Annotated in this window: 17 protein-coding genes; 1 reads left to right on the top strand and 16 read right to left on the bottom strand. The window is 61.3% G+C overall.

Translation table 11 applies throughout. The features are described 5' to 3' along the window. Positions 1-6: 6 nt before the first annotated feature. The 14 genes from SGN16_RS02115 to SGN16_RS02050 all read right to left on the bottom strand — a co-directional run bounded on the left by SGN16_RS02115 (position 7) and on the right by SGN16_RS02050 (position 18,733). Positions 7-534, bottom strand: a complete 528-nt coding sequence (locus SGN16_RS02115; RefSeq protein ID WP_335943764.1) for a type II secretion system protein N — start codon at positions 532-534, stop codon at positions 7-9. Beyond that, on the bottom strand, positions 531-1,082 hold the full coding sequence (locus SGN16_RS02110; protein ID WP_335943763.1) for a cytochrome b/b6 domain-containing protein: 552 nt from the start codon (positions 1,080-1,082) through the stop codon (positions 531-533). Before SGN16_RS02110 ends, SGN16_RS02115 begins: the two co-directional genes overlap by 4 nt. A 67-nt stretch (positions 1,083-1,149) precedes the next feature. Then, positions 1,150-2,616, bottom strand: a complete 1,467-nt coding sequence (gbpA, locus tag SGN16_RS02105) for an N-acetylglucosamine-binding protein GbpA (protein ID WP_335943762.1) — start codon at positions 2,614-2,616, stop codon at positions 1,150-1,152. 337 nt (positions 2,617-2,953) lie between these two features. Further along, positions 2,954-4,021 (bottom strand): uroporphyrinogen decarboxylase, encoded by a 1,068-nt coding sequence (hemE, locus tag SGN16_RS02100; protein WP_063323298.1) that lies wholly within the window; start codon positions 4,019-4,021, stop codon positions 2,954-2,956. Positions 4,022-4,261: 240 nt separating this feature from the next. Then, positions 4,262-5,680 (bottom strand): FAD-dependent oxidoreductase, encoded by a 1,419-nt coding sequence (locus SGN16_RS02095; RefSeq protein WP_039592434.1) that lies wholly within the window; start codon positions 5,678-5,680, stop codon positions 4,262-4,264. 33 nt (positions 5,681-5,713) lie between these two features. Beyond that, positions 5,714-10,162, bottom strand: coding sequence for a glutamate synthase large subunit (gene gltB, locus SGN16_RS02090; RefSeq protein WP_210642479.1), 4,449 nt, complete (start codon positions 10,160-10,162; stop codon positions 5,714-5,716). Positions 10,163-10,512: 350 nt separating this feature from the next. Further along, complete coding sequence (locus SGN16_RS02085) at positions 10,513-12,090, bottom strand: AAA family ATPase (RefSeq protein ID WP_335943761.1); 1,578 nt, start codon at positions 12,088-12,090, stop codon at positions 10,513-10,515. Positions 12,091-12,100: 10 nt separating this feature from the next. Next, positions 12,101-13,201 (bottom strand): 3-dehydroquinate synthase, encoded by a 1,101-nt coding sequence (aroB, locus tag SGN16_RS02080; RefSeq protein WP_335943760.1) that lies wholly within the window; start codon positions 13,199-13,201, stop codon positions 12,101-12,103. A gap of 148 nt (positions 13,202-13,349) precedes the next feature. Next, the gene (gene aroK, locus SGN16_RS02075; protein WP_024779904.1) at positions 13,350-13,868 is read right to left on the bottom strand and encodes a shikimate kinase AroK; all 519 of its coding nucleotides are present in this window, start codon (positions 13,866-13,868) and stop codon (positions 13,350-13,352) included. 4 nt (positions 13,869-13,872) lie between these two features. Continuing rightward, positions 13,873-15,945, bottom strand: coding sequence for a type IV pilus secretin PilQ (pilQ, locus tag SGN16_RS02070; protein WP_210642476.1), 2,073 nt, complete (start codon positions 15,943-15,945; stop codon positions 13,873-13,875). A 13-nt stretch (positions 15,946-15,958) separates the two neighbouring features. Beyond that, positions 15,959-16,486 (bottom strand): pilus assembly protein PilP, encoded by a 528-nt coding sequence (locus tag SGN16_RS02065; RefSeq protein ID WP_210642475.1) that lies wholly within the window; start codon positions 16,484-16,486, stop codon positions 15,959-15,961. Next, positions 16,483-17,106, bottom strand: coding sequence for a type 4a pilus biogenesis protein PilO (pilO, locus tag SGN16_RS02060; RefSeq protein WP_335943759.1), 624 nt, complete (start codon positions 17,104-17,106; stop codon positions 16,483-16,485). Before pilO ends, SGN16_RS02065 begins: the two co-directional genes overlap by 4 nt. Continuing rightward, the gene (locus SGN16_RS02055; protein WP_210642473.1) at positions 17,103-17,669 is read right to left on the bottom strand and encodes a PilN domain-containing protein; all 567 of its coding nucleotides are present in this window, start codon (positions 17,667-17,669) and stop codon (positions 17,103-17,105) included. The genes pilO and SGN16_RS02055 overlap by 4 nt, the downstream gene beginning before the upstream one ends. Further along, positions 17,669-18,733: a pilus assembly protein PilM gene (locus tag SGN16_RS02050; RefSeq protein ID WP_210642472.1), complete on the bottom strand. Its 1,065-nt coding sequence runs from the start codon at positions 18,731-18,733 to the stop codon at positions 17,669-17,671. Before SGN16_RS02050 ends, SGN16_RS02055 begins: the two co-directional genes overlap by 1 nt. Positions 18,734-18,941: 208 nt before the next feature. Between SGN16_RS02050 and SGN16_RS02045 the strand changes: the two genes are divergently transcribed. Then, entirely contained in the window at positions 18,942-21,386 is a 2,445-nt protein-coding gene (locus SGN16_RS02045; protein WP_210645072.1) for a penicillin-binding protein 1A, read from the top strand. A 273-nt stretch (positions 21,387-21,659) separates the two neighbouring features. Here SGN16_RS02045 and SGN16_RS02040 read toward each other — a convergent pair whose 3' ends face one another. Then, the gene (locus tag SGN16_RS02040; RefSeq protein WP_030140993.1) at positions 21,660-22,928 is read right to left on the bottom strand and encodes a malic enzyme-like NAD(P)-binding protein; all 1,269 of its coding nucleotides are present in this window, start codon (positions 22,926-22,928) and stop codon (positions 21,660-21,662) included. Between the two features lie 180 nt (positions 22,929-23,108). After that, a complete protein-coding gene (locus tag SGN16_RS02035) occupies positions 23,109-23,924 on the bottom strand; it encodes a thermonuclease family protein (RefSeq protein WP_335943758.1) in 816 nt (271 codons plus the stop codon). Between the last annotated feature and the right edge of the window lie 7 nt (positions 23,925-23,931).

Genomic DNA, 23,931 nt, shown 5'->3' with positions numbered 1-23,931 from the left:
ATTCGATCACTCTGATTGCCCGGCCACCGGGCGTAGGTATTGCGCGGCCTGAAGCGGTGCAGGCCCCTGGCCTTCGCGGTCCAATCGGCGCAGCAAGGGTTTTGTTTCCTGTTGCAGGGCCAGTCGCTCTTCACGTCCGTTGCGCCACAACATCACATGGCTGGCCTCGACCCGGCGCAACACACTGCCGCCAGGCAAACGCTCCCCCACCTGATAGATACGCGGGCCTGTGGCGTCGGCCAGCAATGCCCGCGACAAACCCTGGTCGGCGACAAAACTGGCCTGTAAGGTCAGCGGTTCGGCGCTGGGTGAGTGGGCACCTTCAGGCGTCAGGCCGAGTACCGTCGCCACGGCTTGCACGTTGGGGAGTGCACGAACCGGAACAGCCTGCGACTCATCCACCACTGGCACATCACGCGCCAATGCCTGGCGAAAACGCCACTCCTGTCCGGCCAGCAATAAGCCGTACAGCAGCGGCACGAGCACCAGCAACGCCTTCGGCAGACGGCTGCCAACCCAAACGGAAACACTCACCTTTGCGCTCGCTCAATAGTCGCGCCTGCACGCTTGGCGAACGACATTCGCCGCACCACCCGGCGTCCGGATAACTCATGCCAGAGCACGGCGCACAAATGCAGCGCGATGAGTGTCGAAAGCACCACGCAAGACTGGGTATGGACGGTGTTGGCCAGCTGGATCAGCGATGGATCGTCCAGCGGCTGGGGGATTCGAACGAGCCCGAAAACACTGATGGCGCTTTTCATCATCAGCACGCCCGTCACCAGCACGACGCCGATGCTCAGGTAGATCAGCGTGTGTATCGCCAAGGCCAGCCTTTTGGTCAGTGACAACACCGTTCCACAGGTTTTCGACGCGCAGATAAACAGCCAGGACCGCCACACAAACAGCGGAATGAACACGGTCGTCAGCGACACATTGAGTGACCCGACCCAGTGTTCGGTGGCGGCTGATACCGGTTTGTAAGCGACATAAAACCCGGACACCAACGCCCATAAAATAATGCCGGCCGACAGCCAGTGCAGCAGGACCCGCCGCCGGGAATAATTGGAATGGGAATGCATCAGCGCGTTCTCGTGTGAAGGCTTCAGGCAGACCGTGGGGACCGCCTGAAGCCATGCCTGTCAGGACTTACAGCTTGTCCCAGGCGCTTTGCCAGGACGCACCGACACCCGGTTCGAAACCGTTCGCCGACTGGCTGTACTGGTTGCAGAAGCCGGACGCAGGGAACGGCTTGCACTCGAAGACTTCGTCAGTCTTGGACTGCAGCACTTTCGTGCCGGCGGTGTAGTCGCCGAGGCCGTCAGGGAACACGAAATCGTATTCGATGCCGACGCCCTCACCGGTCAGGGTGACCGTCTGGGTCTCCTGGCGCGTGGTGCGGCCGTCTTCGGTGGTGCCCACCAGCGTCAGGGTGTGCGTGCCAGGGGCGGCGCCGCGCAAGTCCAGGCTCAAGCCTGTATTGCCTTCACCTACGGTCTGCACGATACCCACCTGCTTGTTCTTCTCATCGAACAACGTGGCTTCAAGGTTCATCCTGCGGTTTGTCTGCGCGATGAGCGCCATGCTGACCCGACCTTTGTCGAGTACGTACTCTGGCTGCAGGGGGGACAGTTCCATGCTGGCGTTGGCGTCTTCCTGCATGTCCAGTTGCACTTGATAGCCGGTCACACCGCTTTCTTTCTGGGCATACAGCCTGTTGGTACCTTTGACCGGCGCGATATTGCCGTCTTCGTCACGAATACCGGCACGAATCAGGGCATGGGCGTTGTTGATGGCTTCGGCCAGTTTGAACGACCAATTCTCAGGCTTGCCTTCTTCAGCGTTGTCGATACTGATTTCTACGCTGTACTCGGCATTTTCGCCGGTGGCGGAGAAGGCCCGGGCCTTGACCTTGTCACCCGCCAGCAACGGGGTCGATGGCGTAATGCTGCCCACCGGCAACCAGCCGCCCGGCAATGCGGCTTCAGCGAGAATGTTCACATCCACCGGGTTGTAGAATGCGTTATCCGTGTCGCCCACTGTCCAGACGGCCAGGATGACGTGATGACCCGATTTACTGTCAGGAATGACGCAGTTGTGCGGGGCACCGCCTACCGGAACTTGATGACCGCCATCCACCGTACAGAACGGCGTGCTGTCGAACGAGGAGCGCTTGAGCGCTTGGTTCGGGTTCCAACCGTCGCGGGTAATGAAGTATTCGTGTTTGCTCGTCCGGTGCGGCGCGATATATTGCCATTGAAAGGTAATGTTGCGGTCCCTGATTTCGGTCAGGTGCCAGCGCGAAGCCGATTGCGCATCAAGGGCAGAAAAGTTGGCGTTGCCGCCGCTGGCGATTTTGCCGTCGATAGGGCCTTGCAGCGGCCCGCCACCTGCACCATTCGGGAAACCCTTGAAGGTCTCGCCGGTACTATGCGGCTCGTATTGCGCGCCACCGCAGTTTAGGTTGACACCTTTCTGGCACAACAGTGCGCGAGAAGGTGGCACGTCGACGAAACCATGTGCATGCACACCTTGGGACGCCACCATGGCCGACAACAGAACTAACGACGAAGCACACCCCGTTAATACATTGCCCCTATTGAAGTTGTTTTTCATATAAGTTCCAGACTACTCATCGAGATTGAAAGACGAATTACCGTCATCTTGAAAGGCCCGCCGGATCGTTCAGCGCCAGACCTCACAAGCGCCGAACCTTATAGAAAGTTGAACAGTTCCTATGTAGGAAAAATCTCTCAAAATAGAAGGAATGATCTCTGAAGCTTTTTCTCTTACATAGTTTGAGAAACTTCTTACGAACGGAAATAACTATCAAACAAACCAAACAGACACATCAGACAAAACAACTGACGCTTTACATTTAACAAATAAAAAACAGGCAAAAAAAAGCCTGTCCGGCACGGGTCCGGACAGGCGGGGTGACGCTGGACAGCGATTACTGGTGGTATTGCGCCGACAACTCGTGCACCGCCCTCAGGAAAGCACCGGCGTGTTCCGGATCGACTTCCGGGGTGATGCCGTGGCCGAGGTTGAACACGTGGCCGCTGCCACTGCCGTAGCTGGCGAGGATGCGTCCAACTTCGGCGCGGATGGCTTCCGGCTTGGCGTAAAGCACGGTCGGGTCCATGTTGCCTTGCAAGGCGACTTTATGCCCTACGCGCTCGCGGGCGTTGCCAATGTCGCAGGTCCAGTCCAGGCCCAGGGCGTCGGCGCCGGCATCGGCGATACTTTCCAGCCATAGGCCGCCGTTCTTGGTGAACAGGATCACCGGCACTTTACGACCTTCATGCTCGCGGATCAGGCCGCTGACGATCTTGCGCATGTAGGCCAGGGAAAACTCCTGGTACGCCGCCGCCGACAGGTTGCCGCCCCAGGTATCGAAGATCTGCACCGCTTGCGCACCGGCCAGGATCTGGCCGTTGAGGTAAGAGGTGACCGACTGCGCCAACTTGTCCAGCAACAGGTGCATGGCTTGCGGGTTGTCGTAGAGCATCGCCTTGGTCTTGCGGAAGTCCTTCGACGAGCCACCTTCGACCATGTAGGTGGCCAGGGTCCATGGGCTACCGGAGAAGCCGATCAGCGGCACACGACCGTTGAGCTCGCGGCGGATGGTGCTGACCGCGTCCATGACGTAGCCCAGGTCCTTCTGCGGATCGGGAATCGGCAGCGCTTCGATGTCGGCCAGGGTACTGACGACTTTCTTGAAGCGCGGGCCTTCGCCGGTCTCGAAGTACAGGCCCTGACCCATGGCGTCGGGGATGGTGAGGATGTCGGAGAACAGGATCGCCGCGTCCAGCTGCGGATAGCGATCCAGCGGTTGCATGGTCACTTCGCAAGCGAACTGGGGGTTCATGCACAGGCTCATGAAGTCACCGGCCTTGGCGCGACTGGCGCGGTACTCCGGCAGGTAGCGACCGGCCTGGCGCATCATCCACACCGGGGTGACGTCTACGGGTTGCTTGAGCAGGGCGCGAAGGAAACGGTCGTTCTTCAGGGCAGTCATGTCGGCATCCGGAAAAAAAGTGCGGGCATTTTCTCAGAGCGCGAGGCAAAAGGCACGGCAAGAGCCGTGCCTTTTATCTATCGGGGCAATTTGTCGCGGTATCAGGCAACACCAAAAACCACTGTGGGAGCGAGCTTGCTCGCGATGAGGGCATCACAGTCAACATTTTCGTCGACTGATTCGCCGCTATCGCGAGCAAGCTCGCTCCCACATTTGATCGCATTCCAATTCAGGAAATGATCAGACCCCCAGGTAATCCAGGATCCCTTCCGCCGCATTACGGCCTTCGAAGATCGCTGTCACCACCAGGTCGGAACCGCGGACCATGTCGCCACCGGCGAAGATCTTCGGGTTGCTGGTCTGGTGCTTGTACTGGCCTTGTTCCGGGGCCACGACGCGGCCCTGACTGTCGGTCTGGATGCTGAACTGCTCGAACCACGGTGCCGGGCTCGGGCGGAAGCCGAAGGCGATGACCACGGCGTCGGCCGGGATGATCTCTTCGGAACCGGGGATCGGCTCGGGGCTGCGGCGGCCACGGGCGTCCGGCTCGCCGAGACGGGTCTCGACCACCTTCACGCCTTCGACCTTGTCTTCACCGACAATGGCGATCGGCTGGCGGTTGTAGAGGAATTTCACGCCTTCTTCCTTGGCGTTCTTCACCTCTTTGCGCGAGCCGGGCATGTTGGCTTCGTCACGACGGTAGGCGCAGGTCACCGACTTGGCGCCCTGGCGAATCGAAGTACGGTTGCAGTCCATCGCCGTGTCACCGCCGCCCAGTACCACGACCTTCTTGCCTTTCATATCGACGAAATCTTCCGGCGACTTTTCAAAGCCCAGGTTGCGGTTGACGTTGGCGATCAGGAAATCCAGTGCGTCGTAGACGCCCGGCAGGTCCTCACCGGCAAAGCCGCCCTTCATGTAGGTGTAGGTGCCCATGCCCATGAATACCGCATCATATTCTTCGAGCAGTTGCTCCATGGTCACGTCCTTGCCCACCTCGGTGTTCAGGCGGAACTCGATGCCCATGCCGGTGAAGACTTCGCGGCGATTGCTCAGCACGGTCTTTTCCAGCTTGAACTCGGGGATACCGAAGGTCAGCAGGCCACCGATTTCCGGGTTCTTGTCGAACACCACCGGGGTCACGCCGCCGCGCACCAGCACGTCGGCACAGCCCAGGCCCGCCGGGCCGGCACCGATGATCGCCACACGCTTGCCGGTCGGCTTGACCTTGGACATGTCCGGGCGCCAGCCCATGGCGAACGCGGTGTCGGTGATGTACTTCTCCACCGAACCGATGGTCACCGCGCCAAAACCGTCGTTGAGGGTGCACGCACCTTCGCACAGGCGATCCTGCGGGCACACCCGACCGCAGACTTCCGGCAGGGTGTTGGTCTGGTGGGACAGCTCGGCGGCCTGGAGGATGTTGCCCTCGGCCACCAGCTTCAACCAGTTTGGAATGAAGTTGTGCACCGGGCACTTCCATTCGCAGTACGGGTTACCGCAACCCAGGCAGCGGTGGGCCTGATCGGCCGACTGCTGGGGTTTGAAAGGCTCGTAGATTTCCACGAACTCTTTCTTGCGTTGACGCAACAGTTTCTTCTTCGGATCCTTGCGCCCGACATCGATGAACTGGAAGTCGTTATTCAGACGTTCAGCCATTGTTAAAACCTCATCAAACTCTTCAGGCGCATATCACTGCGGGTTGGCACGAGTGCTGGAAAGCAACGATTTCAGGTTGGCAGCCTTGGGCTTGACCAGCCAGAAACGACGCAGATAGTCATCGAGGTTTTCGGCGAGGTTACGTCCCCACTCGCTGTTGGTTTCCTCGACGTATTCATCCAGCACACGTTGCAGGTGGCTGCGGTAGGCTTCCATCGCCTCGCCGCTGATCCGCTGGATTTCCACCAGTTCGTGGTTGACCCGGTCAACGAAGGTGTTGTCCTGGTCGAGCACATAGGCGAAACCGCCAGTCATGCCAGAGCCGAAGTTGTAACCGGTCTTGCCCAACACGCAGACAAAACCACCGGTCATGTACTCGCAGCAGTGATCGCCGGTGCCTTCTACCACAGTGTGGGCGCCGGAGTTACGCACGGCAAAACGCTCGCCTGCGGTGCCGGCGGCGAACAGCTTGCCGCCCGTAGCACCGTAGAGGCAGGTGTTGCCGATGATGGCACTGTCCTGAGTCTTGTAGATGCTGCCCTTGGGTGGAACGATGACCAGTTTGCCGCCGGTCATGCCCTTGCCCACGTAGTCGTTCGCGTCGCCTTCCAGGTACATGTCCAGGCCACCGGCGTTCCAGACGCCGAAGCTCTGGCCGGCCGTGCCCTTGAAACGGAAGGTGATCGGCGCCTTGGCCATGCCCTGGTTGCCGTGCTTGCGCGCGATTTCGCCGGAGATCCGTGCGCCGATGGAGCGGTCGCAGTTGCAGATATCCAAGGCGAACTCGGCACCGCTCAGGTCGTTGATCGCCGCAGCGGCCATGTCGACCATCTTCTCGGCCAGCTCACCCTTGTCGAACGGCGGGTTGCGGTCTACCTGGCAGAACTGTGGCTTGTCTGCCGGAATGTGATCGCTGCCCAACAACGGGGTCAGGTCCAGGTGATGCTGCTTGGCGGTCTGGCCCTCGAGCACTTCCAGCAGGTCAGTACGGCCGATCAGTTCTTCGAGCGAGCGCACGCCCAACTTCGCCAGCCATTCGCGGGTCTCTTCGGCCACGTAGGTGAAGAAATTCACCACCATGTCGACGGTACCGATGTAGTGGTCCTTGCGCAGCTTTTCGTTCTGGGTTGCCACGCCGGTGGCGCAGTTGTTCAGGTGACAGATGCGCAGGTACTTGCAGCCCAGGGCGATCATCGGCGCGGTGCCAAAGCCGAAGCTCTCAGCGCCGAGAATGGCCGCCTTGATCACGTCCAGGCCGGTTTTCAGGCCACCGTCGGTCTGCACCCGGACCTTGCCGCGCAAATCGTTGCCGCGCAGGGTCTGGTGGGTTTCAGCCAGGCCCAGTTCCCACGGCGCACCGGCGTACTTGATCGAGGTCAGCGGCGATGCGCCGGTGCCTCCGTCGTAGCCGGAAATGGTGATCAGGTCGGCATAGGCCTTGGCCACACCGGCAGCGATGGTGCCGACGCCCGCTTCCGCCACCAGTTTCACCGAGACCAGCGCCTTCGGGTTCACCTGCTTGAGGTCGAAGATCAGTTGCGACAAGTCTTCGATCGAGTAGATGTCGTGATGCGGCGGCGGCGAGATCAGGGTCACGCCAGGCACGGCATAACGCAGCTTGGCGATCAGGCCGTTGACCTTGCCACCGGGCAGTTGGCCGCCCTCACCAGGCTTGGCGCCCTGGGCCACCTTGATTTGCAGCACTTCAGCGTTGACTAGGTATTCCGGCGTCACACCGAAGCGGCCAGTGGCAACCTGCTTGATTTTCGAACTCTTGATGGTGCCATAGCGCGCCGGGTCTTCGCCGCCTTCACCGGAGTTGGAACGCGCACCAAGGCGGTTCATGGCTTCGGCCAGGGCTTCGTGGGCTTCCGGGGACAGGGCGCCGAGGGAGATACCGGCGGAATCGAAGCGTTTGAGCACCGATTCCAGCGGTTCCACTTCACTGATGTCCAGCGGCGTGTCGAGGGTCTTGACCTTGAGCAGGTCGCGGATCATCGACACCGGACGGTTGTCCACCAGCGAGGTGTATTCCTTGAACTTGCTGTAGTCGCCCTGCTGCACGGCCGCTTGCAAGGTGTTGACCACGTCCGGGTTGTAGGCGTGGTATTCGCCGCCATGGACGAACTTCAACAGGCCACCCTGCTGGATCGGCTTGCGCGGGCTCCAGGCTTCGGCCGCCAGGGCTTTCTGCTCGGCTTCGATGTCGACGAAGCGCGCACCCTTGATGCGGCTCGGCACGCCACGGAAGCTCAGCTCGCAGACCTCTTCCGACAGGCCGATGGCCTCGAACAGTTGCGCGCCACGGTACGAGGCGATGGTCGAGATGCCCATCTTCGACAGGATCTTGAGCAGGCCCTTGGTGATGCCCTTGCGGTAGTTCTTGAACACCTCATAGAGGTCGCCCAGCACTTCACCGGTGCGGATCAGATCGCCCAGCACTTCGTAGGCCAGGAACGGATACACCGCCGAGGCGCCGAAACCGATCAGCACCGCGAAGTGATGCGGATCGCGGGCAGTAGCGGTTTCCACCAGGATGTTGGAGTCGCAGCGCAGGCCTTTTTCGGTCAGGCGGTGGTGCACCGCACCGGTGGCCAGCGAGGCGTGGATCGGCAGTTTGCCCGGCGCAATGTGGCGGTCGCTCAGCACGATCTGGGTGCGCCCGGCGCGCGCGGCTTCTTCAGCCTGATCGGCGACGTTGCGGATCGCCGCTTCCAGGCCGACGCTTTCGTCGTAGTTCAGGTCGATGACCTGGCGCGCGAAGCCCGGACGGTCGAGGTTGGTCAGCGAGCGCCACTTGGCCGGAGAAATGACCGGCGAGCTGAGGATCACGCGCGAGGCGTGCTCCGGCGATTCCTGGAAAATGTTGCGCTCGGCACCGAGGCAGATTTCCAGGGACATGACGATCGCTTCGCGCAGCGGGTCGATCGGCGGGTTGGTCACCTGGGCGAACTGCTGGCGGAAATAGTCGTACGGCGTGCGCACGCGCTGCGACAGCACGGCCATCGGCGTGTCGTCACCCATGGAGCCGACCGCTTCGTAGCCCTGCTCGCCGAGCGGACGCAGCACCTGGTCACGCTCTTCGAACGTCACCTGGTACATCTTCATGTACTGCTTGAGCTGATCGACGTCGTAGAAAGCCGAACCGTGGTCATTGTCTTCCATGGTTGCCTGGATGCGCAGGGCATTCTTGCGCAGCCATTGCTTGTACGGATGACGGGACTTGAGGCGGTTGTCGATCGCGTCGGTGTCGAGGATCTGGCCGGTTTCGGTGTCCACGGCAAAGATCTGGCCAGGGCCTACGCGGCCCTTGGCGATGACGTCCTCGGGCTGGTAGTTCCAGACACCGATTTCCGAAGCCAGGGTGATGAACCCGTTGGTGGTGGTGACCCAGCGCGCCGGGCGCAGACCGTTACGGTCCAGCAGGCACACGGCGTAGCGACCGTCGGTCATGACGATACCGGCCGGGCCATCCCACGGCTCCATGTGCATGGAGTTGTATTCGTAGAAGGCCCGCAGGTCCGGGTCCATGGTCTCGACGTTCTGCCAGGCCGGCGGCACCAGCATGCGCACGCCACGGAACAGGTCGATGCCACCGGTCACCATCAGTTCCAGCATGTTGTCCATGCTCGAGGAGTCCGAGCCCACGCGGTTGACCAGCGGGCCGAGTTCTTCGAGGTCCGGCATCAGGTCATTGGCGAACTTGGTGCGACGGGCCACGGCCCAGTTGCGGTTGCCAGTAATGGTGTTGATCTCGCCGTTGTGGGCAAGGAAGCGGAATGGCTGGGCCAGCGGCCATTTCGGCAGGGTATTGGTGGAGAAGCGCTGGTGGAACACGCAAATCGCGGTTTTCAGGCGCTCGTCGCTCAGGTCCGGATAGAAGGCGGTGAGGTCCGCCGGCATCATCAGGCCTTTATAGATGATGGTCTTGTGGGAAAAGCTGCAGATGTAGTGGTCGGTGTCAGCGGCGTTGGCCACCGACGAGCGACGACGGGAGCTGAACAGCTTGATCGACATGTCCTGGTCGCTCAGGCCATCGCCAGCGATGAACACCTGCTCGATCTGCGGCAGGCGCTCGAGGGCAAGGCGGCCGAGGACGCTGGTGTCGATCGGCACTTTGCGCCAACCCACCAGTTGCAGGCCGGCGGCCAGGATCTCGCGGTTCATGTTCTCGCGAGCCGCTTGCGCCTTCACCGGGTCCTGGTTGAAGAACACCATGCCCACGGCGTACTGCTTGGGCAGGGTCACGCCAAACGTTTCCTGGGCAATGGCACGCAGGAACTCGTCAGGCTTTTGAATCAGCAAGCCGCAACCGTCACCGGTCTTGCCGTCGGCGTTGATCCCACCGCGGTGGGTCATGCAGGTCAGGGCCTCAATGGCCGTTTGCAAAAGGGTGTGGCTCGCCTCGCCCTGCATATGGGCTATCAGGCCGAAACCACAGTTATCCTTGAATTCATCTGGTTGGTACAGACCTGCTTTCATAGACACTTTCTCACCAGGCTGCCCCTTATCGAGGCAAATTTCTTTTCAATTCAACCAGTTGCATGCCGCGCCGAACGTACGCCAGCTTTGCGGGGGCAAAAGGGAGGTCATTGTACACACCGACACAGAGGCTCACAAATTTGACGACGAACTGTCGCAAATCCATGTCGCATTTGTGAAAGGTTTAAAGCTATATGCTGTGCTAGTCAAAACTTTTTTGGGTTCGACCGCTACGACTCAAACGCTACTGTGACGCAGACACCACAAGGCGCGCGGCCTGAAAGGTCGCTCGCCCCTGCGGAAATTTTGAGGTTGCCGGGAGAGGCGGCCTGGGTAAGGCCACCGAATCTTCAGCGAGTTGCAGCCAGTTCCTGTTGGACGCTGGCGACAGTGCGAGGCCAAGGTTTACCAGCCTGAACCTTCGCTGGCAAGGCCTTGATGGCGGAAACGGCTGCATCACGACTGGCAAAGCTGCCATAGGTGATGACGTACAGCGGCTTGCCGTTGAGCACTTTCTTGAAATACCGGTACTCGCCGCCCTGTTCCTTGACGAAGTTCTGCGCCGTGGCTTCGGAGCTGGTGCCGAGGATCTGCACCACGTAGTTGCTCGGAGCCTGGCCGGCGTACCAGCTACCGCCCGTGGCCTTGGCCGGGGTAGCGGCAGGCTTGGTCGCTGGAGCTGGCGCTGGCGTCGGTTTCGCGGCCGGCGCAGGAGCAGGCTTGGCGCTAGCCAACTGGGTCGGGGCTGGAGTCGGCTTGGCGGTCGGGGCAGGCGATGGCGCCGGGCCAGCCGGCACGCCTGCGGGCGGTGCAGTGGTGGTCACGGTCGGCGGCACATCGCTGCTGTCGTCGATCGGCGGCGCTGCGCCGTCGTCGCCTTCGGTGATGCCACCCGCGGCTTCGGCCAGGGGACCACGCATGACCGGTTGCGACTGGCCGACCAACGGCAGCGGCATCGGCTGGGTGTTACCGGCAAATTCCACTGCCGGCGCACCACCGTTGGGTTGTGGCGTGCCCTGACCGAGGGGCAGTTGTGCCTGTTCGTTGGCAGGTGCGCCCGTGGTCGGTGCCTTGTTGCGACCCGGCATCAGCCAGGCGGCGGCGACCGCGACCACGACCACGGCGGAAATCGCCAATACGTGTTTCTTCGGCATGTTGAACCCCATACTTGGACGCTTCACCGCAGAGCGGCTGGCAATCATGACTTCGATCAGAGCATCTCGGGCAACCTGGTTGATGGTGCCAGGCCAGCCATCGGAGCTCTCGTGAATCTCAGAGATCTGATCGGCGGTGAAAAGTTCGATACCCCGACCCGCGCCCTCAAGACGCTGGGCCAGGTATTCACGGGTTTCCTCTTCGGTGTAGGGCGCCAGCTCGATGACGTGGAAGCGCTCTTCCTCAAGGTTCAGTTGATCCAGATCGGCGATCAGCGACGACTCTCCGAACAGGAACACATGGGGACGACCTTCCGGCGCCCCGGCGGCCAGGGCCAGCAGGGCTTCCAGGGCCGACTCGTCGAGCTGCTCGGCGTCGTCCACCAGCAGATAGACTTCCTGCCCGGTCAGCGCCAGTTGCACGATCTGATCGAGAATCGCGCCGATCTCGGCCTGGGCGACGTTCAGCGCCTGGGCCACCTGGCGCAATATACCGGCGGCGTCACCGGCACCACGGGCCGAGACCACCACGCTTTGCACCGACTGCTTGTTGGTGCTGGCCACCAGGGCCTGGCGCAGCAAGGTCTTGCCGCTGCCCTGGGGGCCGGTAACCACCAGGAGCAGTTGGCTGTAGCGGGCCAGGTGATGCAACTGGCCCAGCACCGGCTTGCGCTGGGCGGGAAAGAATTTGAAGCCCGGGACCCGTGGAGCGAAAGGGTCATGACTCAACTGGAAATGGCCGAGGAAAGCCTCGTCGGCATGCAAACTAGTCATCGGAATCTTATTAACCTTTAAGCTGAGCCAGGGCGCGGTAGTCCGCTCCCAGCGTGGCCTGTAGAACCTCTTTCGGATAATCGTCGGTCACCACCGCTTCGCCCATGTGGCGCAGCAGCACCAGGCGCAGACGACCGTCGATCACTTTTTTGTCGATTGCCATGTGTTCAAGGAAATCCGCCTCAGTCATTTCCTCGGGCGGAACCACCGGCAGGCCGGCGCGCTGGAATAGACGGATACCGCGATCGCGTTCCTGCTCACTGATCCAGCCCAGACGCGCAGACATCTCCAGGGCCATGACCGTGCCGGCCGCAACTGCCTCGCCATGCAGCCAGACACCATAGCCCATGTGGGTTTCGATGGCATGGCCGAAGGTGTGGCCCAGGTTGAGCGTGGCGCGAACCCCCGACTCACGCTCATCGGCACCCACCACGGCGGCCTTGGCGGCGCAGGAGCGCTCGATGGCGTAGGTCAGGGTCGTTTGATCCAGCGCACGCAAGCGATCGACGTTATCTTCGAGCCAGCCCAGGAACGGCTCGTCGCAGATCAGCCCGTACTTGATGACTTCCGCCAGCCCGGCAGAGAGTTCGCGGGCCGGCAAGGTATTGAGGGTGGCGGTATCGATCAGCACCACGTTGGGCTGATAGAAAGCACCGACCATGTTCTTGCCCAGCGGATGGTTGATCCCGGTCTTGCCGCCTACCGACGAGTCGACCTGGGACAGCAGCGTGGTGGGAATCTGGATGAAATCGACGCCGCGCTGATAGCAGGCGGCGGCAAAACCGGCCATGTCGCCAATCACCCCGCCACCCAGGGCGACCACCGTGGTACGACGGTCATGCCGCGCAGTCAGCAGGCCATCGAAAATCAGCTGCAAGGTTTCCCAGGTCTTGAACGCCTCACCGTCGGGCAACACCACGGAAATGACCGAGAAGGCCGACAGGCTGCGGGCCAGGCGCTCCAGATACAGAGGCGCGACGGTCTCGTTGGAGATGATCGCCACTTGCCGCCCGGCAATATGCGGCGCCAGCAGTTCGGGCTGGTCCAGCAAACCTTCGCCAATGTGAATCGGGTAGCTGCGCTCGCCCAGGTCGACCTTAAGTGTCTGCATGTGTCCCCACAGTGAAGATGGAATCAGGCGTCCTGCCTGCAATTAACGAAAGCCCCGGGTGCTTGCCCTGGCGCCTTGAGATGGCTATCCGCCACGCTCCAGGCGGGCCCCGACGGGACGTCGAGGATAGCGCATTTCGCGAGGCGCATTAACGGGGAGGCAGCTGCTGCAGGCGCTCGAGAATGTCCAGCACCACCATCCGCGGCGGCCGCTCGTCGGTCTCCACCACCAGATCGGCGATTTCCCGGTACAGCGGATCGCGCAGTTCCAGCAGGTCCCGCAGGGTCTTGGCCGGGTCGGCGGTGCGCAACAACGGTCGGTTGCGGTCCCGGGCGGTGCGTCCGACCTGCTGTTCGACGGAGGCGTGCAGGTAGACCACTCGTCCGCCGGCATGCAGCGCCCGACGATTGGCTTCGCGCATGACCGCGCCGCCGCCCGTGGCCAGCACCACGCCATCGAACGCGCACAGCTCGGCGATCATCGCCTGCTCACGGTCACGAAAGCCCGGTTCGCCTTCCTTGTCGAAAATCCATGGGATATTGGCGCCCGTGCGCAATTCAATTTCCTTGTCGGAATCTTTGAATGGCAGGCGCAGCTCTTTGGCCAGCAAACGGCCGATGGTGCTTTTTCCAGCGCCCATCGGCCCAACAAGAATCAAATTTCGCACAGAATCAACGACTCACAGCAATCGCCTGGTTGTTCATGATACGCGGAGTGAGGAACACCAGCAGCTCGGATTTTGTCTCCGAAACCACATCACGCCGGAAAAGGCGGCCAAGATACGGCACATCGCCAAGAAATGGCACCTTATCTACAACCTTGCTCTGAGTATTTGAGAAAACCCCGCCAATCACAATGGTCTCGCCATCATTGACCAGGACCTTGGCGTTGACCTCGTTTTTCTTGATCGGTGGCACATCATTTACCTTGTTCAGGTAGTCCGGCTCATCCTTGGTGACCTTGACCTCCATGATGATGCGGTTGTCCGGGGTGATCTGCGGGGTCACCTCCAGCGACAGCGAGGCCTCCTTGAACGACACCGAGGTAGCACCGCTGGAGCTGGCTTCCTGATAAGGAATCTCCGTGCCCTTGAGGATTTTGGCCGTCTCCTTGTCGGACGTCACCACCTTGGGCTGGGAGACGATTTCGCCGTTGCCGGTTTTCTCCATGGCCGTCAGCTCCAGATCCAGCAGCACGTTGTCGGTAATGAACGCAATGCCGATTCCAGAGGTGTTACCCGACGCGCCCAGATCGACAAATGGCTGGTTGGTGCTGGTGCTGCCCGGCGTGCCAATGGTGGTGGAGTCGCCGGTGGTGACCCCGGAGGAACTCCAGTTGCCCTTGTTCTGGATCGAACCGCCCCAACGCACACCCAGGCTTTTGTCGTAATCGACGTTGGCCTCGACGATCCGCGCCTCGATCATCACCTGGCGCACCGGAATATCCAGCTGCGCCACGATCCGGCGTAGCTCGTCGAGGCGGTCCTGGGTCTGGTAGGCAATGATGTTGTTGGTACGCTCATCCACCGTGATCGTGCCGCGCTCATCGGCTTTCGCTTCGGCACTGGTCACCGACTGGAACAGCTTGGCGATGTCCGCGGCCTTCGCGTAATTGACCTGCAGCAACTCACGCCGCAGCGGCGCCAGGTCGGCAATCTGCTTCTGGGACTCCAACTCCTGGCGCTCGCGCGCCGCGATTTCATCGGCCGGGGCCACCAGCAGCACGTTGCCGACCTTGCGCTTATCCAGCCCTTTGGTCTTGAGCACCAAGTCCAGCGCCTGATCCCAAGGCACGTTCTGTAGCCGCAGGGTAATGCCGCCCTGCACCGTGTCACTTGCCACCAGGTTCAAATTGGTGAAATCGGCGATCAGTTGCAGGACCGAACGCACTTCGATGTCCTGGAAGTTCAGCGAGAGTTTCTCACCGCTGTAGGCGGCGCGATCGGAATTGCGTTTTTGCAGGTCCTCTACCGTCATCGGCCGGACGCTGACGGTCAGCTTGTTGTCGGTCTGGTAGGTGGAATAATCGAAGGTGCCGCTGGGTTCGATGCTGATGGTCGCCCGGTCGCCGCCGGCAATGGCATTGACGAACTGCACCGGGGTGGCGAAGTCCTTGACGTCCAGGCGCACCCGCAGCGGCTCGGGCAACTGGGTCCTGGCGAAATTGAGGATGATCTTGCCTTCACGCTCCTGGATGTCCGGAGCGATGGAAGGGTCCGACAGATCGATCACCACATTGCCTTCACCCTGGGTTCCGCGCTGGAAATCCACGCCACGGATAGCCTTGCCCACCGGCGCGCTGGCCCTGGCAGGCGCGGCACTGGCAACCGCCGGACGCGCAGCCTGGGTCGTGGCCTTGGGCGCGATGCCTTTGCCAACCACCACGAACAGGTTGTTGCCTTCGATCCGGGTGTCATACGGCGCCAGTTGGGTAAGGCCGATGATCAGCCGCGTACGGTCGCCCGCCTCGACCACGGTGGCACTGCGTGCGTTGCCACCGCCCAGGTCACGGCGCTTACTGGCCAGTTGATTACTCACGCCGGGCAGGTCCAGCGCGATCCGGGCCGGCTGATCGGTGGTGTAGCCCCGAGGCGTCGGCGGCGGCCCATCGAAGGCGAGTTTCAACTCGATGCGGTCACCCGGCAACGCCGCCACATCCAGCGTCTTCAGGTTGGCCGCATGAACCATCGGCGACAACAGCGCTATCCATAGCGAAATACCGAGGGCAGAAAAAATCCTGTTCATTGTTCGAGTTCCACTATGAATGCTCTTTCAAAGGAATGGTCCGTGGTCGCTCCAGCCAGGCACCTTCGCCATCTGGAACGATTTCGACCACATCGACCTGGGTGGCGCTGATGGCGACAATTCGCCCGTCGTTGCGTCCCAGATAGTCACCGACCTTGAGCCGATGCACCCCGCCTGCGCCGCGTAACAGCGCGAAGGAGCCGCTGACATTGGAGATCGTACCGACCATTTCAAATTGCTCGATGTTGAAGCCTTCCAGGTATTGCTTGACTCGGTTGGGGTCGGGCCGGACGTTGCGTGAGCCCTGCTGCCGATTGGCCTGGTCCACCCGGACCTGCCGGGTGAACGGGCTGCGCAGGTTGGCGGCGCTGTAGGTGAAGGTTTCGTAGGGCCTGAACGTCGGCGTCGGCTCGATCTTGCCGGGTGGGCGCAGGCGCACTTCGTTCATGTAGGCGTCCAGGTCGTCGAAACCGCTGTCATTGTTGCAACCAGCCAACGCGACCAGTCCTGCCAGCAGGCAAATGCGGCAGGCCGGCTTCATGGCTGAGCCTCCTGCTCGTTATACCGGTAGGTCTTGGCCTGGATGCTCATGCGCAGCTTCGCGCCTGCCTCGGGCTCCATCGGCGCGATCTCGAAATCGTGCAGCGTGACGATCCGGGGCAACCCGGCCACACCGCTGACGAACGTTGCCAGGTCGTGGTAGCCGCCGGTCACGGTGATCTGGATCGGCAGCTCGATGTAGAACGGCTGGGCGACTTCGGGCAGCAGTTTGATTTCCTCGAACTCCAGGCCGCTGCCCAGGCCGGTGCGGGTAATGTCTTCGAGCAGCCCCGGGACCTCGGTGTCACTGGGCAATTGTCGCAACAGCACACCAAAGGATGTTTCCATCTGCTTCATCTGCTCGATGTAGCGCTCCAGGTTCGCAGCCATGTGGGCCTTGCCCGCGAACTGCGCCTTGAGGGTATCTTCTTCCTGGCGCACTTGCTGCAACTGGTTCTGCAGGTCACTCAAGGCAAAGTTATAGCCCAGGCCCAGCACCAGGACCACCAGCAAGGCACCGGCCAGCCATTTGATTGGGGCCGGCCAGGCGCCGATGTTGTTGGTATCCAGGTCACTGATGTCGATCTTGCGCAGCGCGGCGAACCACTCCCCCGGCTTCATTGAGCGTCCTCCCCATCGGCCGGACGAGTCTGGCGGACCGTCAGCTGGAACACATTGGCCTGGTCGAGCTGCCCAGCCGTGGTGGCCTTAACCTCCGTCAGGCTGGGCGCATCGAACAGGTCCGACGCGTCCAGGTTGCGCATGAGGTCCGAAACCCGGTTGTTCGATTCCGCAGCGCCTTTGATCGAGAGCGTCTTGTCTTCCATTTTCACTTCGGTGAAATACACTCCGTCCGGCAGGGTCCGCGCCAGTTGGTCGAAGATGCGTCCGCTGACCGGTCGGTTACCCTGCAGATCCTGGATGATGCGCATGCGCTCCAGCAGTTGCTGGCGCCGGGCTTTGAGTTCGCTGATTTGCTTGATGCGTTCGTCGAGCACGGCGATCTGCTCGGAGAGATGACTGTTACGCGCCACTTGCTGGTCGATGGCACTGTTGAGGTACTGGACTGCGATCAGGGTCAAGCCCACTGCCCCCACCAGCGCCCCCACCAATGCCAGCAAAAAGCGTTTGCGACGTTCTTCGCGCAACGCTTCGCGCCAGGGGAGAAGGTTGATCCGCGCCATCAGTCGAAACTCCTGAGGGCCAGCCCGCAGGCAATCATCAGCGCCGGCGCATCACTGGCCAAGGCGCCCGCATTCACCTTGCTGCTCAGGGCCATGTTGGTAAACGGGTTGGCCACCTGGGTCGGTGTGCCCAGGCGTTGTTCGATCAACCGATCCAGGCCTGCGACCGACGCCGAGCCCCCGGCCAACAAAATATGGTCAACCGCGCTGTACTGGCCCGAAGCGAAGAAAAACTGCAAGGACCGCGAAACCTGTTGCACCAAGGCCTCGCGAAAAGGTTGCAGCACCTCACTGAGGTAATCGTCCGGCAGGCCACCCTGCTTCTTTGCCAGGCCCGCCTGTTCGGCCGTCAGGCCATAGCGACGCTGGATTTCCTCGGTGAGCTGGCGTCCACCGAACAATTGCTCGCGGGTATAGATGATCCGCCCGTTGTGCAGCACGCTGAGGGTGGTCATGGTGGCGCCGATGTCGATGACCGCCACCGTCAGCCGTTCCTGGGACGCGGCCAGCTGCGTGGCGAGCAGGCCAAAGGCGCGCTCCAGCGCATAGGCTTCCACATCGACCACCCGGGCCGTCAGCCCGGCCAGCGCCAGCGCAGCCTCGCGGACCTCGACGTTTTCCTTGCGACAGGCCGCCAGCAGCACCTCGACTCGCTCGGTGCTACGCGGTGACGGGCCGAGGACTTCGAAATCGATGGCCACCTCATCCAGCGGATAAGGTATGTACTGGTCGGCCTCGATCTTGAGCTGGTTTTCCATGTCATCGTCGGACAACCCGGCGTCCATCTCGATGGTCTTGGTGATTACCGCTGAACCGGCCACGGCGACGGCCACGTTGCGCGAGGGTGTCTTGGCCTTGGCCAGCACCCGAGACAATGCCTGCCCCACCCCTTCGAGCTCGGCGATATTCTTTTCAACCACGGCGTTGGCCGGCAATGGTTCGACCGCGTAAGACTCGACGCGGTACCGGTCGCCCTGGCGGCTCAACTCAAGCAGCTTCACCGACGTGGAGCTGATGTCTATCCCCAGAAGCGTATGGGCTTTTTTATTGAAGAGTCGTAGCACTACCAATTCCCTATGACTATCCGTGAGTTACGGACTCTCTAATATGCATTGCGTTCAATCACCCCGGCCCGACGGACGTCCGGATGGCGTTTTCGACGAAAAAAAATGCTTATAATGCCCAGCGTTTTTTTTCGCTTTGCTGCACGCACGGGTCCTTCCCTGCACCTGGCGTCTTTTTCATTCTTTGCCTGGATATCCAAAAGCCTTGATTCGTCTGCTGAAATTTTTCGGATGGTCCATCGTCGCCGTTTTCTGCGGACTGCTCTTGGGTCTGAGCGGTGCGTTTCTTTACCTTAGTCCGGGTTTGCCGTCCGTGGAGGCGCTGAGAAGTATTCAGTTGCAGATTCCTCTGCGGGTGTACAGCAGCGACAACAAGTTGATCGCCGAATTTGGCGAAATGCGCCGTACACCCATCCGTTTCGCCGACATTCCCCCCAACTTCATCAATGCGTTACTAAGTGCTGAAGACGACAACTTCGCCAATCACTACGGCGTCGATCCGGGCAGCCTGATGCGCGCCGCCAGCCAGTTGGTCAAGAGCGGACACATCCAGTCCGGCGGCAGCACCATCACCATGCAGGTGGCCAAGAACTTCTTCCTGACCAGTGAGCGCAGCTTCTCGCGCAAGACCACCGAGATCCTTCTGGCCCTGCAAATAGAGCGGCAGTTGACCAAGGATGAAATCCTCGAGCTGTACGTGAACAAGATTTACCTGGGTAACCGCGCCTACGGCATCGAGGCGGCGGCGCAGGTGTACTACGGCAAGTCGATCCGTGATGTAAGCCTGGCGCAGATGGCGATGATCGCCGGCCTGCCCAAGGCACCGTCGCGCTTCAACCCGCTGGCCAACCCGGCGCGCAGCAAAGAACGGCGCGACTGGATCCTGGGGCGCATGTACAAGCTCGGCAAGATCAGCGAAGCCGACTACACCGCGGCGATCAACGAGCCATTGAACGCCAGCTATCACGTACCAACCCCGGAAGTGAACGCCCCGTACATCGCCGAGATGGCCCGCGCCGAGATGGTCGGCCGCTATGGCAGCGATGCCTATACCGAAGGTTTCCGCGTGACCACCACGGTACCGAGCAACTTGCAGGAAATGGCCAACACCGCCCTGCACGAAGGCCTGATGACCTACGACCAGCGCCACGGTTACCGTGGACCTGAATCGCGCCTGCCGGGCAAGACCAAGGAAGCCTGGGCCCTTGAGCTGACCAAACAGCGCCCCATCAGCGGCCTGGAACCGGCCATCGTCACTTCGGTGGACAAGGATGGCATCAAGGTGCTGACCCGCAACGGCGAGCTGGAAGAGCATGTGGCCTGGGACAGCATGAAATGGGCGCGTCCGTTCCTCAATACCAACAGCATGGGCGCCAACCCCCGGCAGCCGTCTGACGTGGCCCAGGTTGGCGATCTGATCCGGGTACAGCGCCAGGCGGACAACACCCTCAAGTTCAGCCAAGTCCCCGCTGCCCAAGGCGCGCTGGTGTCCCTCGACCCGCAGGACGGCGCCATCCGCTCGCTGGTGGGCGGCTTCGCCTTCGAGCAAAGCAACTACAACCGCGCATTGCAGGCCAAGCGCCAGCCGGGCTCGAGCTTCAAGCCATTCGTCTACAGCGCCGCTCTGGACAACGGCTACACCGCCGCCAGCCTGGTGAACGATGCGCCGATCGTGTTCGTCGATGAATACCTGGACAAGGTCTGGCGGCCGAAGAACGACACCAATACGTTCCTGGGCCCGATCCGCCTGCGCGAAGCGCTGTACAAGTCCCGCAACCTTGTGTCGATCCGCCTGCTGCAGGCGCTGGGCGTGGACCGCACCATCGACTACATCAGCAAGTTCGGCTTCAACAAGCAGGATCTGCCGCGCAACCTGTCCCTGGCACTGGGCACCGCGACCCTGACACCGATGGAAATCGCCACCGGCTGGAGTACGTTCGCCAACGGCGGATACAAGATCACTCCGTACATCATCGACAAGATCGAAAGCCGCAACGGCGAGACGCTGTTCGTCGCCAACCCGCCACGGGTGCCCACCGGTGAGCAGGCCAGCGACGGCGTAGCCGCGCCGGCCACCCAGACGTTCACGGTCAATGCGACACCGGGCGAAGCCACGACAGCCCCGGGCCTGCCGCAAGCACCCGCCGTCGCCGAGCGCATTGTCGATGGGCGCACCACCTACATTCTCAACAGCATGCTGCAGGACGTGATCAAGCTCGGCACCGGCCGCCGTGCCCTGGCCCTGGGTCGCACCGACCTGGCGGGCAAGACCGGTACCACCAACGAATCCAAGGACGCCTGGTTCTCGGGCTATAACGCCGACTACGTGACCACCGTCTGGACCGGCTTCGACCAACCCGAGAGCCTGGGCCGTCGCGAGTTCGGTGGCACGGTCGCACTGCCGATCTGGATGAGCTACATGGGCGCCGCACTCAAGGACAAACCGCCTCACACCCAGCCGGAGCCCGAAGGCATCCTCAGCCTGCGCGTCGACCCGGTCAGCGGTCGCGCCGCCACCCCTGGCACCCCGGGCGCGTACTTCGAACTGTTCAAGAGTGAAGACACTCCGCCGTCGGTCAATGAGCTGGGCAATGGTGTTGCGCCGGGCAGCCCATTGCCGGCGGACGAAGCGGCGCCGATCGATTTGTTCTGAGCAGACCTCATCCAAAAGCCCCACCTTCGAAAGAAGTGTGGGGCTTTTGATTGTTCCCACGCAGAACGTGGGAACGATCAATGATCAACACACAACCCTGTGGGAGCGAGCTTGCTCGCGATTGCGGCCTGGCATTCAACATCAATACAAGCTGACCCGCCGTCATCGCGAGCAAGCTCCCACAGGGGATTGCCGGCGGTTACACGAATCGGCAGGCAATAAAAAACCCCGACTCACAGGAGCCGGGGTTTTTCGTTGAAGCGCTACAACGACTTAGCCGTTGAACACGTCATCCACGCTCTTGAGCGGGTAGTTCTTCGGATACGGCAGGGTGGCTACGCCAGTCTCGATTGCAGCCTTGGCCACAGCGTCGGAGATCAGGGTGATCAGGCGGGCGTCCATTGGTTTCGGAATGATGTACTCACGACCGAATTCCAGCTTGATGCCGCCATAGGCGTCGCACACTTCCTGGGGCACCGGCAGCTTGGCCAGTTCGCGCAGAGCGTTGGCAGCCGCGACCTTCATTTCTTCGTTGATGCGTTTGGCGCGAACGTCCAGGGCACCACGGAAGATGAACGGGAAGCCCAGTACGTTGTTGACCTGGTTCGGGTAGTCCGAACGGCCGGTAGCCATGATCACGTCGTTGCGGGTAGCGTGAGCCAGCTCCGGGGAGATTTCCGGGTCTGGGTTCGAGCACGCGAACACGATCGGGTTCGGCGCCATGCGCAGCAGGTTTTCCGCGCTCAGCAGGTTCGGGCCCGACAGGCCGACGAACACGTCGGCACCGTCCAGCGCGTCGGCCAGGGAGCGCTTGTCGGTCGCGTGGGCAAACACGGCCTTGTACTGGTTCAGGTCGTCACGGCCGGAGTGGATCACACCGGTACGGTCAACCATGAAGATATTTTCGATTTTCGCGCCCATGCTCACCAGCAACTTCATGCAGGAGATGGCCGCAGCGCCGGCACCGAGGCAGACGATCTTGGCTTCAGGCAGGGTTTTGCCAGCGATTTCCAGGGCGTTGATCATACCGGCCGCGGTCACGATCGCGGTGCCGTGCTGGTCATCGTGGAACACCGGAATGTCGCACTGTTCGATCAGGGCACGTTCGATCTCGAAGCACTCAGGCGCCTTGATGTCTTCCAGGTTGATGCCGCCGAAGGTGATGGAGATACGCTTGACGGTGTCGATGAAGGCTTGCGGGCTTTCGGAGTCGACTTCGATGTCGAACACATCGATGCCTGCGAAGCGCTTGAACAGCACACCCTTGCCTTCCATGACCGGCTTGGAAGCCAATGGGCCAAGGTTACCCAGACCGAGAATCGCGGTGCCATCGGAAATGACTGCAACCAGGTTGCCCTTACCGGTGTATTTGTAGGCCAGCTCAGGGTCGCGAGCGATTTCGCGTACTGGTTCGGCTACGCCGGGGCTGTAGGCCAGCGACAGATCGCGGGCAGTAGCGGTGGCCTTGGTGAGCTCGACACTCAGCTTCCCTGGACGAGGATTAGCGTGATATTCGAGAGCGGCAGTTTTCAGATCAGACATGTGGGCATTCCGCTTTTTACTGTGTTGGACAGACGGACCGCCGAGGATACGCGCCTCGCAAAGTCCCTACAAGACTGACCAGTCACCCGTGTCAAGCGCCCCGTCCTACGACTTTGGGCCAAGAGCCGCGAAACACAAGGGCTATATGCATACAATCAGACTGTAAAATGTCTACAATTTTTATTGCGGTACCGTACTCAGCATGGCCGGATCGGTCAACGGCAGCAGCCAGCGCGCCTGACCTGATTCAAGCCCGCCCCGCCGCGAACGATCAACGACCCAGCCTCGCGCCTCAATTCGCCTGCCTTTGAGGCGTTCAAGCGAGGCCATATCAAAGCGGCCAAGCAGATTGGATTCGACGCGCAATACAACCGAATCCGGCAATTGAAGCCAAACACCGCCTCGATTGCGCCTGACCTCACTCACCCGCCCACTGAGCACGGCGAAGCCCGAAGCCTTGACCTGACGCGTCTTGAGTACCGGCGAGCGTTTCCACAACCCCAGGCCCGCTTCACGCGCCTGACGTTCGGCGGCACGCTGGCAGTCCACCAGATCGACATTTGGCGCTACCGCCACGTGAAAACCCAACCCCTCGGCGAGCAATTGCGCTTCGAGATTATTGCCATCGACGCTGTAGACATGGGCCAAGGTGCGGCCGTAACGGTCCTTGCCCTCCTTGCCAAGCAGCAACCCCACGCGCCCACCACCGGCAGCCACCAGCGTCTCGAGGCGCCGGCGAGCCACCACGGCAAAAGGCTCGTCGGAACGCCCCCGCCGACCGAGTTCAGGACTATTGAGGCCAATCATGCGCACACTGCGACCATCCGTCAGGCGCAGGGTGTCGCCATCCACCACCCGCTGGACCGTCACCTGGATAAGGCCCGAGGGTGCCGGACAGAAAGCCTGGGCGCCCGCCAGCCAAATCGCAGACACAAAAAAGGCGCCCACAAGGGACGCCTTCTTTATCAGTCTGGAGCAGTCGAGACGACCATCCAAAATGATT

Origin of the sequence: Pseudomonas sp. G166, assembly GCF_037027455.2 — a bacterium.
GTDB lineage: Bacteria > Pseudomonadota > Gammaproteobacteria > Pseudomonadales > Pseudomonadaceae > Aquipseudomonas.
Note: the sequence above shows the minus strand (reverse complement) of the source record. Positions and strands in the feature narration are given on the sequence as shown.

Coding starts and splice junctions, on each gene's coding strand:
- SGN16_RS02110 (WP_335943763.1), bottom strand. CDS start 1,082: ATGCATTCCCATTCCAATTATTCCCGGCGGCGGGTCCTGCTGCACTGG.
- gbpA (WP_335943762.1), bottom strand. CDS start 2,616: ATGAAAAACAACTTCAATAGGGGCAATGTATTAACGGGGTGTGCTTCG.
- hemE (WP_063323298.1), bottom strand. CDS start 4,021: ATGACTGCCCTGAAGAACGACCGTTTCCTTCGCGCCCTGCTCAAGCAA.
- SGN16_RS02095 (WP_039592434.1), bottom strand. CDS start 5,680: ATGGCTGAACGTCTGAATAACGACTTCCAGTTCATCGATGTCGGGCGC.
- gltB (WP_210642479.1), bottom strand. CDS start 10,162: ATGAAAGCAGGTCTGTACCAACCAGATGAATTCAAGGATAACTGTGGT.
- SGN16_RS02085 (WP_335943761.1), bottom strand. CDS start 12,090: ATGACTAGTTTGCATGCCGACGAGGCTTTCCTCGGCCATTTCCAGTTG.
- aroB (WP_335943760.1), bottom strand. CDS start 13,201: ATGCAGACACTTAAGGTCGACCTGGGCGAGCGCAGCTACCCGATTCAC.
- pilQ (WP_210642476.1), bottom strand. CDS start 15,945: ATGAACAGGATTTTTTCTGCCCTCGGTATTTCGCTATGGATAGCGCTG.
- SGN16_RS02065 (WP_210642475.1), bottom strand. CDS start 16,486: ATGAAGCCGGCCTGCCGCATTTGCCTGCTGGCAGGACTGGTCGCGTTG.
- pilO (WP_335943759.1), bottom strand. CDS start 17,106: ATGAAGCCGGGGGAGTGGTTCGCCGCGCTGCGCAAGATCGACATCAGT.
- SGN16_RS02055 (WP_210642473.1), bottom strand. CDS start 17,669: ATGGCGCGGATCAACCTTCTCCCCTGGCGCGAAGCGTTGCGCGAAGAA.
- SGN16_RS02040 (WP_030140993.1), bottom strand. CDS start 22,928: ATGTCTGATCTGAAAACTGCCGCTCTCGAATATCACGCTAATCCTCGT.